Origin of the sequence: Bordetella hinzii LMG 13501 (assembly GCF_001548475.1) — a bacterium.
GTDB classification, from domain to species: domain Bacteria; phylum Pseudomonadota; class Gammaproteobacteria; order Burkholderiales; family Burkholderiaceae_B; genus Bordetella; species Bordetella hinzii.
Genome location: NZ_LRUJ01000061.1, coordinates 1 through 14,824 on the forward strand (window position 1 = coordinate 1; position 14,824 = coordinate 14,824).

13 protein-coding genes and 1 pseudogene are annotated in these 14,824 nt (G+C 71.4%); 13 read left to right on the forward strand and 1 reads right to left on the reverse strand.

The window, feature by feature from the left end:
- Window positions 1-268 precede the first annotated feature (268 nt).
- Genes AXA74_RS22800 through AXA74_RS22825 form a run of 6 tightly spaced genes read left to right on the forward strand, consistent with a single transcriptional unit; the run spans window position 269 to window position 6,464 of the window.
- Window positions 269-979: a gluconate 2-dehydrogenase subunit 3 family protein gene (locus AXA74_RS22800; protein WP_080700902.1), complete on the forward strand. Its 711-nt coding sequence runs from the start codon at window positions 269-271 to the stop codon at window positions 977-979.
- Window positions 972-2,750 carry a GMC family oxidoreductase gene (locus AXA74_RS22805; protein WP_032977763.1) on the forward strand — a complete coding sequence of 593 codons (1,779 nt, stop codon included), beginning with the start codon at window positions 972-974 and terminating at the stop codon, window positions 2,748-2,750. Before AXA74_RS22800 ends, AXA74_RS22805 begins: the two co-directional genes overlap by 8 nt.
- On the forward strand, window positions 2,747-3,553 hold the full coding sequence (locus AXA74_RS22810) for a c-type cytochrome (protein WP_048940132.1): 807 nt from the start codon (window positions 2,747-2,749) through the stop codon (window positions 3,551-3,553). Before AXA74_RS22805 ends, AXA74_RS22810 begins: the two co-directional genes overlap by 4 nt.
- Before the next feature lie 45 nt (window positions 3,554-3,598).
- Window positions 3,599-4,366, forward strand: a complete 768-nt coding sequence (locus AXA74_RS22815) for an endonuclease/exonuclease/phosphatase family protein (protein ID WP_032957734.1) — start codon at window positions 3,599-3,601, stop codon at window positions 4,364-4,366.
- Entirely contained in the window at window positions 4,363-5,532 is a 1,170-nt protein-coding gene (gene clsB, locus AXA74_RS22820) for a cardiolipin synthase ClsB (protein ID WP_032957732.1), read from the forward strand. The genes AXA74_RS22815 and clsB overlap by 4 nt, the downstream gene beginning before the upstream one ends.
- The gene (locus AXA74_RS22825; RefSeq protein WP_032962574.1) at window positions 5,529-6,464 is read left to right on the forward strand and encodes a lysylphosphatidylglycerol synthase domain-containing protein; all 936 of its coding nucleotides are present in this window, start codon (window positions 5,529-5,531) and stop codon (window positions 6,462-6,464) included. The genes clsB and AXA74_RS22825 overlap by 4 nt, the downstream gene beginning before the upstream one ends.
- On the opposite strand, the gene AXA74_RS22830 is transcribed toward AXA74_RS22825, so the two are convergent.
- Window positions 6,379-8,166: a hypothetical protein gene (locus AXA74_RS22830; protein WP_048940131.1), complete on the reverse strand. Its 1,788-nt coding sequence runs from the start codon at window positions 8,164-8,166 to the stop codon at window positions 6,379-6,381. The genes AXA74_RS22825 and AXA74_RS22830 overlap by 86 nt on opposite strands.
- Before the next feature lie 97 nt (window positions 8,167-8,263).
- Between AXA74_RS22830 and AXA74_RS22835 the strand changes: the two genes are divergently transcribed.
- The 7 genes and pseudogenes from AXA74_RS22835 to AXA74_RS22865 all read left to right on the forward strand — a co-directional run.
- Window positions 8,264-9,376, forward strand: coding sequence for a DUF3182 family protein (locus tag AXA74_RS22835; RefSeq protein ID WP_032957743.1), 1,113 nt, complete (start codon window positions 8,264-8,266; stop codon window positions 9,374-9,376).
- The gene (locus AXA74_RS22840) at window positions 9,360-10,124 is read left to right on the forward strand and encodes an alpha/beta hydrolase family protein (protein ID WP_032957730.1); all 765 of its coding nucleotides are present in this window, start codon (window positions 9,360-9,362) and stop codon (window positions 10,122-10,124) included. Before AXA74_RS22835 ends, AXA74_RS22840 begins: the two co-directional genes overlap by 17 nt.
- Window positions 10,121-10,618, forward strand: a complete 498-nt coding sequence (locus tag AXA74_RS22845) for a CinA family protein (protein WP_032957728.1) — start codon at window positions 10,121-10,123, stop codon at window positions 10,616-10,618. The genes AXA74_RS22840 and AXA74_RS22845 overlap by 4 nt, the downstream gene beginning before the upstream one ends.
- Before the next feature lie 55 nt (window positions 10,619-10,673).
- Window positions 10,674-11,177 carry a DUF421 domain-containing protein gene (locus AXA74_RS22850; protein WP_032957725.1) on the forward strand — a complete coding sequence of 168 codons (504 nt, stop codon included), beginning with the start codon at window positions 10,674-10,676 and terminating at the stop codon, window positions 11,175-11,177.
- The gene (locus AXA74_RS22855; RefSeq protein ID WP_051594002.1) at window positions 11,174-12,223 is read left to right on the forward strand and encodes a mechanosensitive ion channel family protein; all 1,050 of its coding nucleotides are present in this window, start codon (window positions 11,174-11,176) and stop codon (window positions 12,221-12,223) included. The genes AXA74_RS22850 and AXA74_RS22855 overlap by 4 nt, the downstream gene beginning before the upstream one ends.
- A gap of 66 nt (window positions 12,224-12,289) precedes the next feature.
- Window positions 12,290-13,930 (forward strand): glycogen synthase GlgA, encoded by a 1,641-nt coding sequence (gene glgA / locus AXA74_RS22860; protein ID WP_081093954.1) that lies wholly within the window; start codon window positions 12,290-12,292, stop codon window positions 13,928-13,930.
- A 9-nt stretch (window positions 13,931-13,939) separates the two neighbouring features.
- Window positions 13,940-14,824, forward strand: a pseudogene (locus AXA74_RS22865) (alpha-1,4-glucan--maltose-1-phosphate maltosyltransferase); the annotation flags it as partial.

The following is a 14,824-nucleotide window of genomic DNA, read 5'->3' on the forward strand; positions in this document are numbered from 1 at the left end:
TGGGGCGAGCGCGCATCGGGCAGCTGCTTGGGCGGCGGCATCTCCGGCGGCGCGCAGCCCGGTTGGCTGGGCGGGCAAGGCGCCGGCGGCGTGCGCGGCGGGTCGGCCGCGGCGGCGGCCAGGGGCATGGCGGCCAGGGCCAGGCAAAGCATGGGGGTGGGACGCATGGGCAGTCTCCGTCAAAAGGGGGCCGCGAGGGCCGGGCAAGTGACTTGCTGAAGCGTCTACCGCAGGCGCCGTGCCCGAGGCGCGCATACCAGGAGTCCCCATGAGGCAAGATCACGAAACGGCCCCCGGCCGCCGCACTGTCCTGAAAGCCCTGGTCAGCACCCTGCCTGGCGTCTGGGTGGCGCGCCAGGCCGGCGCGGCCGACCCGCCCGCCTCGCGCGTGCTGCGTTTTTTCAACGAGGAGGAAGCCGCCGCGATGGACGCGATCGCCGATCGCCTCATCCCCAGCGATGCGCACGGCCCGGGCGGCAAGGACGCGAGCGTGACCGCCTTCCTGGACGGCCAGCTGGCCGGCGCCTGGGGGGCCGGGGATCATTTCTACCGCCAGGGTCCATTTTTTTCCGGTACGCCGGAGCAAGGCTACCAACTGGCGCTGACGCCGGCGCAGCTGTTTCGTCGCGGCCTGGCGGAGCTGGACCAGGCCTTGCGGGCGGCCGAGGGCCAGGCATTCGCCGGCCTGCCGCCGGAGCGCCAGGACCGTTGGCTGATGCGTATGCAGCAAGGCGAGCTGGACCTGGACGCCGTGCCCGCGCCAATCTTGTTCCAGGCCCTGCTGGACGCCACCATCGAAGGCTATTTCTGCGACCCCATCCATGGCGGCAATGCCGGCATGGCCGGCTGGCGCCTGGTGGGTTTCCCCGGCGCCTACGCCAGTTTTGCGCAGGATATCGAGCGCCATGGCGCGGTCTGGCGCGGCGAACCGGTATCGATCGCGGATGGCCACCGGGCCGCGGGCGGCGGCCATGGCTAAGGTCCTGCCCGCCCGGGATGTGGTTATCGTCGGCGGCGGCTGGACCGGCGCCATCATCGGCAAGGAACTGGCCGCCGCCGGCCGGCAGGTCGTTGTCCTGGAGCGCGGCGAGCCGCGCTGGCCTTCGCCCGACTTCCAGGGGCCCGCCGTGCATGACGAGCTCAAGTATGTGCGGCGCCACGCCCTGCACCAGAATGCCGCGACCGAGACCTTCACCTTCCGCAACCACGACGGCCAGCGCGCCCTGCCGATGCGGCGCTGGCAGTTCGCCTATCCGGGCACGCACCTGGGCGGCGCCGGCAATCATTGGTCGGGCGCCTATTATCGCTTTGACCCGACCGACTTCCGCATGCGCAGCCACTACACGGAGCGCTATGGAGCGGATATTTTCGACGCCGAACTCGATTGCCAGGACTGGCCCCTGAGCTATGACGAGCTCGAACCGAGCTTCGACCGCTTCGATTATCTGATCGGGGCCTCCGGCCAGGCGGGCAATCTCAAGGGACAGCGCCAGGAGGGCGGCAATCCCTTCGAGCCCTGGCGGTCCAGACCCTATCCCAATCCGCCCATGAAGGTGCCCTATGCCTCGGCCTTGTTCGGCGAGGCGGCGCGCAAGCTGGGCTACCACCCCTATGTCCAGCCCTCGGCGCTGTGCACCCGGCCCTATGTCAATTCGGAAGGGCTGCCCATGAGCGCCTGTGTCTATTGCGGGTTCTGTTCCAATTTCGGTTGCGAGCACTTCTCCAAGGCGTCGCCCCAGGTGTGCATCCTGCCGGCCGCCATGAAGCTGCCCGGCTTCGAGCTGCGCACCGGCGCGCACGTCCTGCGCGTCGAGCTGGCCGCCGACCGCAAGCGCGCGCGTGGCGTGACCTATGTGGACGCCGCCGGCGCCGAATGCTTCCAGCCCGCCGAGCTGGTGGTGCTGTGCGGCTTCGGGATCAACAATGTGCGCCTGTTGCTGCTCTCGGGCATCGGCCGCCCCTATGATCCCCGGACCGGCCAGGGCACGGTGGGGCGCAACTATACCCACCAGACCACCTCGGGCGTGGGCCTGTTCTTCGACGAGTCCATCCACCTGAACCCTTTCATGGGCGCCGGCGCGGCGGCCGTCACCATGGACGATTTCAGCGCCGACAACTTCGACCACGGGCCGCTGGGCTTTGTGGGCGGCGGCTATCTCCAGATACAGGTGGTCAGCGGCGCGCCCATCAGCTATCACCCCGTGCCGTCCGACACGCCGGCCTGGGGCGCGGCCTGGAAGCAGGCGGTGCGGCGCTTCTACAACCATTCGGCGTCGATCACCGTGACCGGCGCGGCCCAGCCCTGGCGCGGCGCGTATCTCAGCCTCGATCCGACCTATCGCGATGCCTGGGGCCTGCCGCTGCTGCGCATCACCTACGATTTCCCGGACAACGACCTGCGCATGTCGCGCTTTTTGACAGCGCGGGCCGACGAAATCGGCCGGGCCATGCAGGGCGTGATCCGCAGTGAACCGGGGCCGCGCAAAAAACCGTTCACGGCGACCGCCTACCAGTCCACGCACCTGACCGGGGGCGCGGCCATGGGCGATGATCCGCGCACCAGCGTAGTCAACCGCTACGGACAATGCTGGGACGTGCCCAATGTCTTCGTGACCGGCGCGGCGCTGTTTCCGCAGAACTCCGGCTACAACCCGACCGGCACGGTGGGCGCGACGGCATATTGGATCGCCGACCACATCAAAGGGGAGTATCTGCGCCGGCCCGGCCCCCTGGTGGACATCACATCATGAAACGCCACGGAATCGCCGTCGTCCTGGGCCTGATGCTGGCCGGCGTGGTCCTGCCGCTGGCGGCCACCCTCTATCGCATCTGGGCCGACAATCGCATCGCCGGCCCGCCGCCCGCCGTCCAGGCGCCGGCCCCGCCCCAGGCCCCCGCCCCGCCGGCCGCGCCGGCGCGCAAGGCAACGGCCCCGCCCGCGCCGCGCAGCGGCTTCGTGGCGCCGGCTACGCCCTGGGAGGCCAGCCTGCGCCAGGCCGATATCGACCGGGGCAAGCAGCTCGCGCTCACCGGGCAGGCGAGCCGGGGCGTGCAAGCCTGCTCGGCCTGCCATGGCCAGGCGGCCAACCCTGCCGGGCAGTTTCCCGACCTGGCGGGCCAGCCGGCGCGCTATCTGGCCAAGCAGCTGTTCGATTTCCGCTCAGGCAGCCGCCAGCAGGCCTTGATGAACAGCGTCGCTCAGGCCTTGGACGAGGCCGATATCGCGGCGCTGGCCGCGTATTACGCCAGCTTGCCAGGGCCGGCCTCGCGGCCGTCGCCGGCCGACCAGGGGCCGGCCTATCGGCTGGACCGCGAAGGCGACGGTCCGCGCGCCTTGCCCGCCTGCGCCAATTGCCATGGCGCGGCCGGGCGGGGAGAAGGCGAATCGCTGCCCAGGCTGGCCGGCCAGCCCGAGGCCTATTTCGTGGCGCAGATGCAGGCCTTGCGCAGCGGCGCGCGCGCCAATGACGAGGACGGTGTGATGCGCGCCTTTGCCCAGCGCCTGACCGATGAGGAGATCCGCGCCCTGGCCCGCTACTATGCGCCGCACTGAGCCGGGCACGCGGCTTGCGGTATGGGCGGGTTTACGGGAGGCGGCATGCACCGCGCGAGCGATGGCGGCGGCCCGGCCGTGACGCTGCTCACGGTCAACACGCACAAGGGCTTTACCAGCTTCAACCGGCGTTTCATGTTGCAGGACCTGCGCGCCGCGCTGCGCCAGGCCGCGCCGGACATTGTCTTTCTGCAGGAGGTCGTGGGCGCTCATATGGGCCACGCCCAGACCCTGCCCGGCTGGCCGGCGCTGTCGCAATACGAATACCTGGCCGATACGCTGTGGAGCGACTACGCCTATGGCCGCAATGCCGTCTATCCCGAGGGCCACCACGGCAACGCGGTGCTCTCGCGCTATCCCATCGCCAGCTATGTCAACCATGACATCAGCATCGCCGGGCCCGAGCCGCGCGGCCTGCTGCACTGCGTGCTGCGTCCGCCTCATCTGCCCACGCCGCTGCATGCCGTGTGCGTGCACCTGGGCCTGCGCGAGCGTCACCGCCGCCTGCAATTGCAGCAGTTGTGCGACCTGGCGACGCACCGCATTCCGCTGGACGAACCCTTGCTGATCGCCGGCGATTTCAATGATTGGCGCCTGCGCGCCAACCGCATGCTGGCGCGCTGCGGCGCCCAGGAAGTCTTCACGCGGCATTTCGGCCGTCCGGCGCGCAGCTATCCGGCCATCTGGCCTTTCCTGCGCCTGGACCGCATCTACGTGCGCGGCGTACGCGGCTCGCGGCCCCAGCCGCAGGCGTCGCGCGTCTGGAGCCGCTTGTCCGACCACGTCCCGCTGTCAGCGGAGATCGCCCTATGAGCGCGGCGCCGCGGACAGATAACCGTTATGTCTTGCTCGAGAACGGCGAGGCGCTGTTTCCGGCCGTCGAAGCGGCCATCGCCGAGGCCCGCCATTCGGTGCTGGCCGAGACCTTCATCCTGTTCGACGACAGCGTGGGCCGGCGCATCCAGCAGGCGCTGATCGCGGCGGCCGGACGCGGCGTGTCGGTGGACTTGACGCTGGACGGCTATGGCTCCGATGCGCTGGGCGAGGCATTTCTGGGCGCCCTGGCCCGGGCCGGCGTGCGGGTGCATCTGTTCGACCCGCGCCCGCGCCTGATGGGCATGCGCACCCACGTCTTTCGCCGCATGCACCGCAAGCTGCTGGCGGTCGACGACCGTATCGCTTTCGTGGGCGGCATCAACTTCTCCGAGGACCATTTGAGCGACTATGGCGCCCAGGCCAAGCAGGACTATGCCCTGCGTATCGAGGGGCCCCTGTGCCTGCAGATCGCCGCCTTCATGCGCAATGCGCTGCGCATGCCGGGCGCGCCGCCCCTGCCCGGCCCGGCCCGGCGGGATGGCGAGGGCGCGGCAAGCCTGGTGGTGCGCGACAACCAACGCCATCGCGATGACATCGAACGCGGCTATCGCGCCAGCCTGCGGGCCGCGACGCGGGACGTCCTGATCGCCAATGCCTATTTCTTCCCGGGCTACCGGCTGCTGCGCGCCCTGGCCGGCGCGGCGCGCCGCGGGCTGCGGGTGCGGCTCATCCTGCAGGGCGAGCCCGACATGCGCCTGGCCCGCCTGGCCTCGACCATGATCTACGACTACCTGCTTGATGCCGGGGTGGAGATCCATGAGTACGCCCGCCGCCCCTTGCACGCCAAAGTGGCCTGCTTCGATGATGCGTGGTCGACGGTGGGATCGAGCAACCTGGATCCCTTCAGCCTGGCGCTGAATCTCGAGGCCAATGTCTGGGTGCGCGATCCGGCGCTGAACCGGCAGCTGCGCCAGAGCCTGGAGCGCTTGCTGGCCGAAGACTGCCGCCGGGTGCCGCCCCGGCCCGGCAAGGCCTGGTCGCTGCGCCGGCTGTGGGCGGGGGTGGTGGTGTATCACGTGCTGCGGCGCGTGCCGTCCTGGGCCGGCAGCCTGCCGGCTCACAAGCCCCGGCTTGCCCGGGTGCCCGCCCCGGCGGAACCATGAGCCGCCGGCCCCGCTGGCGGCGCTGGCGCCGCGTCCTGCTGCCGCTGCTGCTGTGCGCCGTGGCCGCCCTGCTCTATCACTATGCGCGCGGCGTGGCCTGGCACGAGGTCGGGCGCGCCTTGCGCGGCATCCCCGCGCAGGCGGCTGCCTGGGCGCTGGCCGCCACCCTGGGCGGCTATCTGGCCTATGCCGGCCTGGACTTGCTGGGCCGCCACTACCTGGGGCACCGGCTGCCGGCCTGGCAGGTGGCCGGCATCGCCATGATGAGCTATGCCCTCAATCTCAATCTCGGGGTGCTGGTGGGCGGCCTGGGCGCCCGGCTGCGCCTCTACGGGCGCCTCGGCTGCCGCAAGTCGCTGCCCACGCGCGTGGCCTTGTTCTCGGCCGTATCCAACTGGCTGGGCTTCGGCTGGCTGGCCGGGCTGCTATTGCTGGCCGGGGTGGTGCCGCCGCCCTTGCCCGGCGGCGCGGGCCGGCTGCTGGGCCTGGGCCTGGCGGCCGCCAGCGCGGCCTACACCTGGGCCTGCTGGCGCTCGCCGGGACGCAGCTGGACGCTGCGCGGCTGGCGTGTGGTGCTGCCCTCGCTGCCGGTAGCGCTGGCGCAGGCGGGAATCGCCGCGGCATCCTGGGCGTCCATGGGCCTGGCCTTGTACTTGCTGCTGCAGGCTCGCGTGCCCTACGCGCTGGTGCTGGGCGTGATGCTGTGCGCCAGCTTCGCGGCCTTGATCGTGCGCATTCCCGGCGGCCTGGGCACCACGGAGGCCTTGTTCGTCGCCGCGCTGGCCGGCCGGCTGCCGGGCTCGGAAGTCCTGGCCGCCGTGCTGGCCTATCGCGCCATCTACTTCTTCATGCCCTTGGCGCTGGCGCTGCCAGGCTTCGGCTTGCTGGAGGCGGCGCGGGCATGGCGCCGGACGAGGCCGCGTCGCGGCTGAGCCCGGCCTCGGCCAGCGCGGCGCTCAACAGGCGCGAGATGTCCGCCACCGCTTCCGCCAGGCCGGCCGTGCAGCGGATGGCGATGCAAGGCCGGCCGCGGGCCCGCAGCTCGCGCATATCGGCCTCGCCCTGGGCGGCGTGGCAGGCGGCCAAGGGCTCAGGCTGGCCGTCCTCGCCCGGCGGATAGGCCGCCATGCGGATGAAGAGATAGGCCCCTGTCGGCGGGCCGCCCTTATGCGCCTGTCCGCAAGAGTGCAGATAGCGCGGTCCGAAGGCCGCGGTGACGGGACGCGGCTGGGCCTGGTTCAGCAGGCGCTGCCAGCGCGCCAAGGCCGTTTCGGTCGTGGGGTTGCGCGGCAGATAGGCCAGCAGGGCGAAATAGCCTTCCGGCTGCGCGGCCAGCCAGCGCGCCATCGCGGCCCGTGGTTCGTCGTCGGTCTCGACCAGCAGGCTGCCATAGCGCTGGCCCCGCGCCGGCATGAGCGGCTGGGCGAGCAAGGCCCGCGCGCGCGTCTTGGTGGCTTCGACGTCGGGCTGGTCGAAGGGATGCACGCCCAGGATGTGGCCGGCCACGGCGGTGGCGTACTGCCAGCGGTAGAACTCCTGGGCCAGGCTTTGCGGCGAATCGATATCGATGCGCAGCACGGGGTGGCCGGCCGGCGATGGGGCGTCGGCCGGCCGCCGGCCCGGGCCGTTGAGTTCGACGAAGAGGCGGTCCGCGCCATAGGCCCTGGCCGGCCCCTCGCCGCGCACGGGCACCAGCCCGCGTCCATTCTTGCCGGTGGATTCGGCCAACAACTGCTCCAGCCAGTCGGCCAAGGGCGCCAAGTCCGGCGTGGTGCGCAAGGTGATCTTGTCGTGGCCCATGAGGGCGGCCTCGCCCAGCAAGGCACCCAGTTTCAGACCGGGATTGGCATTGCCCCTGCCCTTGGGACCGCAATAGCCGCGCATGACATGCGCCTCGCGCAGGAAGGCGATGGGATCGTGACCCATGAGGGCCAGGGGCACCATGCCGAAAGGTGACAGTACCGAATAGCGGCCGCCAATGGTCGGGTCGCCCAGGAAGACCGCCGCATAGCCCAGCGCCTCGGCCTGCGCCTGCAAGGGGCTGCCGGGATCGGTGATGGCGCAGAAATGCCGCCCCGCCCGCGCGCGCCCGACGCTGGCGACCGCGCGCGCATGGAAATGGCGCGCCAGCAAGGCGGATTCCAGGGTGCTGCCGGATTTGCTCGCGACCAGGTAAAGCGTGCTGGCCGCCGGCAGGCGGGCCTGCAGGGCGCGCACCTCGTCGGGATCGGTCGAGTCCAGCACATGCAGGCGCAGGCCGTCCTGCGCCGGGCGCAACGAGCGGGCCAGCACCTGGGCGCCCAGGCTGGCCCCGCCCATGCCCAGCACCACGGCATCGGTCTGGCCCTGGCCGCGCAGGCGCGCGCACAGCCCTTGGTAGCGCCGCATGACATTGGCCTGCTGCCAGGGGTCTATCCATCCGAGCCAGCGGTCTTCGTCGGCGCCGGTCCACAGCGTGGCGTCGCGCTGCCACAGGCGCGCGCTCCAGCGCATGGCGCACAGCCGCGCCAGCCTGTGCTCCACCCGGGCGCGCAGCCTCGGCGGCAGTTGCATGCATTGCAGGTTGACCGCCGCGGTCAGGCGGGAGGCGGGCGTGTTCAGCACGGCGCTGAGGGTTTCCTTGGCAAGCGGCATCGGGACGCTCCAGTAAGGGATCTGCCGACCCGGTGGCAAGCGGCGTGCCCGGCGGCGCGCGGCGCGCGCGGGCATGGCGCTTGCTGACCGCCGCGGCATGACGCCATCCGCCCTTTCCGCTCCGGCCTGGGTTGTCGCCTATCCCCGGCGGCGCCAGGCTTCCGAGCATGAGATCGCCACGCAGCTCTGTCTGGCGCGCAAGCTTTCCGAGCTGCTGCAATGCCGCCTGCTGGAGCCTTACCGGCCCAGCCGCCAGCGCAGCCACGACCGCTGCTATTACGTGCCCGACCGCAGCCTGGTGGGCAGCTGGCGCACGCAGCGCCTGGGCATACGGGACGCCCGCCAGCTCTATGGCGGCGTGGTTCCGCGGGCTTTCGTGGCCACCAAGGCCATCAGCCATGGCCTGTGGCGCGATTCGCGCGCCGCGCCGCCCGGCTGGGCCCGCGGGCTGGCCGCCGAGCTGGGCGACGCCGTGCTGCGCGGCTACACCGTTTTCTGCGCCGAAGACGCCTGGCAGGCGGGGCTGGCGCTGCTGCGGGACGGCCCGGTGCGCCTGAAGTCGCCCTTTGCCAGCGCCGGCCGCGGCCAGTCGCTGGTGCGCGACAGCCAGGCGCTGCGCGAAGCGCTGGCCGAGCCCGGCCTGTGCGAGCGCGGCCTGGTCCTGGAGGAAAACCTGGACGAGCCCATGACCTATAGCGTGGGCTGGTGCGAGGTCGGCGAGCATCGCCTGGCCTATATCGGGACCCAGGAACTCACGGTCGACAACCATGGCGCGCCTGTCTACGGCGGCTCGCGCCTGCGCTGCCTGCGGGGCGGCCCCGGCGAACTGGCCGCGGCGGACCTGCCGCCGGCGCAGCGGCGCGCCGTCGAATTGGCCTTGCGCTATGACCGGGCCGTCAATGCCGCGTATCCGCAGCTTTATGCCTCGCGCCGCAACTACGACGTGGCCATCGGCGCGGACAGCCGCGCCGGCGTGCTGGAGCAGTCGTGGCGCGCCGGAGGCGCCAGCATCGCCGAGCTGGCGGCGCTGCGCTTCCTGGACCAGCAGCCCGAGGCGCGGGAAGTGCATGCGTATACGCGCGAACGCTACGGCGCTCCCGATGAAGAACCGCCGCGCGCCGACCTGGTGTATCGCGGCGAGGACAGCGCCGTCGGCCATATCACCAAGTCGGGCGGCATACTGGGAGCGGGCGATGGTGGCGCAGAGTGATACTGTTCGGATAGCGGTGGCCGACGAGGCCCTGGACGGCACCTTCCTCACGCCGCGCAGCAAGGTGCCGGGCGTGCTGTTCATCCACGGCTGGGGCGGCAGCCAGTCCTTTGACCTGGTGCGCGCGCGCGGTATCGCCGCGCTGGGTTGCGTCTGCCTGACCTTCGACCTGCGCGGCCACGCCGCCACCGAGGCGAGGCGCCAGCGGGTGTCGCGCGATGACAATCTGCGCGACGTCATGGCCGCCTACGACCGCCTGGCCGCCCATCCGGCCATCGACAGCGGCGAGGTCGCGGTGGTGGGCAGCAGCTACGGCGCCTATCTGGCGGCTATCCTATCCAGCCTGCGCAAGGTGCGCTGGCTGGCCCTGCATGTGCCGGCGCTATACCGCGACGATGAATGGTTCATGCCCAAGAACCAGCTCAACCGCGACGTGCTGCGCGCCTATCGCAGCGGCCATGTGGAGCCGGAGGGCAACCGCGCCCTGACGGCCTGCGCGGGATTCGCGGGCGACGTGCTTATCGTCGAGGCCGAGCATGATGACTACATCCCGCATTCAACCATCATGAGCTACCGCAGCGCCTTCCGGCGCGCCCATTCGCTCACGCATCGCATCATCGACGGCGCCGACCATGCGCTGACCGAAAAGCCGGCCCAGCGGGCCTATGCCTCGGTGCTGCTGAACTGGGTGACCGAAATGGTGACCGGCGCGCGCGTCGGCGGCGGCCTGCCCGGAGAGCTCTCATGACAGAAACCGAAAACGTGGCCCAGTACATGAGCCGGCACGGCCTGACGCTGGCCACGGCCGAGTCCTGCACGGCGGGCCTGATCGCCTCGCGGCTGGCCGAGATCCCCGGCGCGGGCGCCCTGCTGGAATGCGCCTTCGTCGTCTATTCTCCCGAGGCCAAGCGCCATTGCCTGGGCGTGCCCGGGGAGGTGCTCAGGCGCCACAACCTGACCAGCACCGCGGTGGCCCGGGCCATGGCGCTGGGCGCCGCCGAACGCGCCCGCGCCAATGTGGTCGTGGCCAATACCGGCGTGGCCGACGGGCAGGCCGACGGGGTCGCGCCCGGCACCCAGTGCTATGCCTGGCTGCTGCGGGCGCCGGGCCGCGAGCCCGCAGTCTTTGTCGAGACCCGCCGCTTCGAGGGCGGGCGCAATGCCGTGCGCTGCTTCGCGGCCGACTACGCCATCATGCGCATCGTGCACTACCACGCCCTCTGGCTGAAGGCGGCCGCCTAGCGCCGGGCACGCCACTTGCCCGCTTCCGCAAGCGTCATTGTCCGAGGAAAGCGCCATGAATCTGTTCACGAGCCCCGACTGGCCGGAAATGTTCGCCTTCTCCGTGCCGCCCCTGGAAATCCTGGTGCGCGGCACGGCGATGTATTGGTTCATCTTCATCCTGCTGCGGGTCGCGGGGCGGCGCGATATCGGCTCGCTGGGCGTGGCGGACATGCTGGTGCTGGTGCTGATCGCCGACGCGGCGCAGAACGGCATGGCGGGCGACTACACCTCGGTGACCGACGGCATGCTGCTGGTGGCGACCATCGTGGGCTGGACCGTGATCGTGGACCGGCTGACGTATTCCGTGCCGCTGTTGGCCCGGCTGTTGTCCAGCGACCGCATCTGCCTGGTGCGCGACGGCGTCATCGCGCGGCGCAATCTGCGCCGCGAGTACATCACCGAAGAAGAACTGATGAGTGAATTGCGGCTCAAGGGCGTGGAGCACCTGAGCGAGGTGCGGCGCGCCTATATCGAGGCCGACGGCAACATCAGCGTGCTGCGCGGGCGCAAGTCATGACGGTGGCCGAGTTCTATGACCGCTATAGCGCGGTATGGGGCGCCTGGCTGGCCGCCGTGGCGCTGGCGGTGCTGATCTATGCGGTCATCATGATGCTCATCGGCGCCCTGCGCCGGCGCGTCAGCCAGCGCGTGGCCGACGGCGGCTATCCCTACGCCGAAGCGCTGCTGGCCGTGCTGGCGCGCAGCAACCGTGCCATCCTGGCCGTGCTGGCCCTGCTGATCGGCCTGCGCGCCAGCGCCGCCGTCTTCCCCTGGGCGGGCTGGGTGGACACGCATCTGTGGTTTGCGCTGCTGGCCGTGCAGCTGGCGCTGTGGCTGGATATCGCCTGCCTGTCGGCGCTCGGGATCGTGGGCGCCCGCGCGCGGGCCAGCCGCGTGACCACCACCCTGCTGTCCTGGCTGTTGCGCACCGTGGTCTGGGTCGTGGCCTTGCTGGCGGTATTGGACAACCTGGGCGTGAACATCACCGCCCTGGTGGCCAGCCTGGGCATCGGCGGCGTGGCCGTCGCGCTGGCCGTGCAGACCATCCTGAGCGATCTGTTCGCGTCGATCTCCATCGGGCTGGACAAGCCTTTCGAAGTGGGCGATTTCATCGTGTTCGGCCAGGTGGCCGGCAGCATCGAGCACATTGGCCTGAAGACCACGCGCATCCGCAGCCTGGGCGGCGAGCAGATCGTGTGCAGCAATACCGAACTGCTCAAGCAGACCATACAGAACTACAAGCGCATGGAGCAGCGGCGCATCGTTTTTACCCTGCGCGTGCCTTACGGCACGCCCGTCGATACCCTGCAGCAGCTTCCCGGCGACGTGCGCGCGCAGATCGAATCCCAGCCGGCCACCCGCTACGACCGGGCCCATATCGCCCGCTTCGGCGACTGGGCGCTCGAACTGGAGGCCGTTTATTACGTCATGAGCGCGGACTACAACCGCTACATGGACATCCAGCAGGGCATCAATTTCGGCATTCTGCGCGCCTTCGAGGCGCGCGGCGTGGCCCTGCTGCCGGTCGAGCGGGCGGTGCGCCCGAGCCGCGCGGCAGACTGAGCCGCGCCAGGCACGCCACTTGCTCCTGTGTGGGCTGGGCCATGCCGGCCCGCACAGGGAGCCAGCATGACGACGTACCCAAGCGCAAGCCTTGCCCGCGACGGCGGTATCCGGCCGGGGGATTTCCTTCGGCCCGCCTATCCGCCATCGGTCCGGACCCCGCCGGCCCGGATCCTGTCGGTGGCCGGCGAAGCCTATCCGCTGGCCAAGACCGGCGGCCTGGCCGATGCCGTGACCGGGCTGGCGCAAGCCTTGCGCCAACGGGGCTTGCCGCTGCAGTTGCTGATGCCCGCCTACCGGGGCACGCGGCAGCGGCTGCGCCTGCGCCGCAGCTGGGCGCTGCCGGACCTGCCCGGCGGGCCGGCCCGCCTGTTGCTGGGCCATTGCCGCAGCACCGGCCTGCCCTGCCTGTTGCTGGAAAACGCGGCGCTCTACGACCGGCCCGGCTGCTATGTGGACGAACAGGGCCGGGACTATGCGGACAATGCCCTGCGCTACGCGGCCCTGGCCCATGCGGCGGCGGCCATCGCCCGGGGTCTGCCCGGGCTGGCGCCGCCGGACATCGTGCAGGCGCATGACTGGCACGCCGGCCTGGCGCCCTGGCTGGTCCGCCAGGCCGCCCCCGGCGTGCGCACGGTGTTCACCGTCCACAACCTGGCCTTCCAGGGCAGTTTCGACGCCGCCTGCCTGCCCGCACTGTCCCTGGCGCCCGCCCAGGCCGAGGCGGCCGGCCTCATTGCCTGGGGCCGGCTGAATTTCCTGCGCGCCGGCATCCTGCATGCCGACAAGGTCACGACGGTCAGCCATCACTATGCGCGGGAAATTCTTACCGCCCGCCATGGCTGTGGACTGGACGGCGAGCTGCGCGCGCGCGGCGAGGATTTTCTCGCCCTGCCCAATGGCGTGGATACCGCGCTCTGGAATCCCGCCAGCGACCCGCATCTGGGCGAGGCCGGCTTCGATGCGTCGTCGCTGGCGAACAAGCGCCGCTGGAAGACCCGCGTGCAGCAGGCCTTCGGCCTGCAGCCCGACCCTTCGGCGCTGTTGGTGGTGTCGTGCAGCCGCTTGACCGAACAAAAGATGGCCGACCTGACCGTGGCCGCCCTGCCCCGGGCCCTGGACGCCCTGCCGCGCCTGCAGTTCGCCGTTATGGGGCGCGGCGGCGCCGGGTTCGAGCAGGCCTTGCGGCAGCTGGCCGATGCCTATCCCGGGCGCATGGGCGCGCGCATCGGTTATGACGAGGCGGCCGCGCACCAGTTGCAGGCCGGCGCGGACGCGCTGTGGCATCCCAGCCGCTTCGAGCCTTTCGGCCTGACGCCGCTGTACGCCATGCGCTATGGCACCTTGCCCCTGGCCACGCCGGTCGGCGGCCTGGTCGACACCATACAGGACCCCGGGCCGGACGCGCCGCGGGTGGCCATGATGAGCGCCACCGGCCTGCTGTTCGATGGCGGCGATGCCGAGGCCGTGCTGGCCGTGCTGCGGCGGGCGCTGGCGCTTTACGACGATGCCGCCATCTGGCGCGTCATGCAGCGCAACGCCATGCTGGCCGACTTCGGCTGGCCTCAAGCCGTGCAAGGCTATCTGCGCCTGTTCTCCAGCCTGCTCGGGCGCCCCGCCGAGGCCGAGCCGGGCGCCCGCGCCACGGCGCGCGGCCAGGCGCGCAGCCCGGCGCCCGGCGCCGCCCCGGCCATCCAGGGCATCTAGGGAGGACGGATGCCGACCGAGCCGCCTTGCATTGTGCGCCTGCCTTCGCTGGCCGCCGCTGTCGAGCAGGCCGCCGACTGGAGCGCCTGCGCCGCCGGCGCGGTGCTCGTGCCCGTGCCTTGGCGCGGCGGCCGCTGGCCGGGCGCGCCCCGGGACGCCGATGCGGCGCAGGACGGGTCATCCTCCCTGGCCGAGCAGCTCGGCCAGGCGGCGGCCCGTTTGCGCCGCGCCGGGCTGGCGTGCTATCTCGAACTCGGGCTGGACCGCGTGGCCGCCGACGCCGTGCCGGCCACAGCGCGTCCCGAGTGGCTGCGGCCCCAGGAGGCCGACCCCGCGCTGGATCCGCGCCTGCCGCGCATGGCGCTGCACACGCGCGAGCTGCGCGCCACGCCGCCCGAAGCCTTTATCGAGGCTTGGCGCGAACGCCTGGCCGCTTGGGTGGCCCAGGGGGTGGCCGGCTTTGCCTTCACCTCGCCGGCGCGGCTGTCGCCTTGCGTCTGGCGCGCCCTGCTGGCCGGCCTGCGCGCCGCACAGCCCGGCGCGCGCGCCATCGCCTGGACGCCGGGCATGACCCCGGACGAGGTGGCTGCGCGCCGCGAAGCGGGCTTTGATTGGACGGTCTCTTCGCTGGCCTGGTGGGACGGCCGCGCCGACTGGCTGGCCGAGGAGGATGCGCGGCTGCGCGAATTGGCGCCGGTGCTGGCGTATGCCGGCACGCGCCACGATGCCCGCTGGCTTTGGACGGCGGCCCTCGCCGGCGATGGACTGGTGTTCGACGGCCAGGCGCAGGCGCGCGCCCAACTGCCCGCCGTGCAGGCCTGGCGCCGCCGGACGGCGCTGCGCGGCGGCCTGCGCGTGGTGGGCGGCCAGGCCGGCCGCGCCACGGTGCTGTTG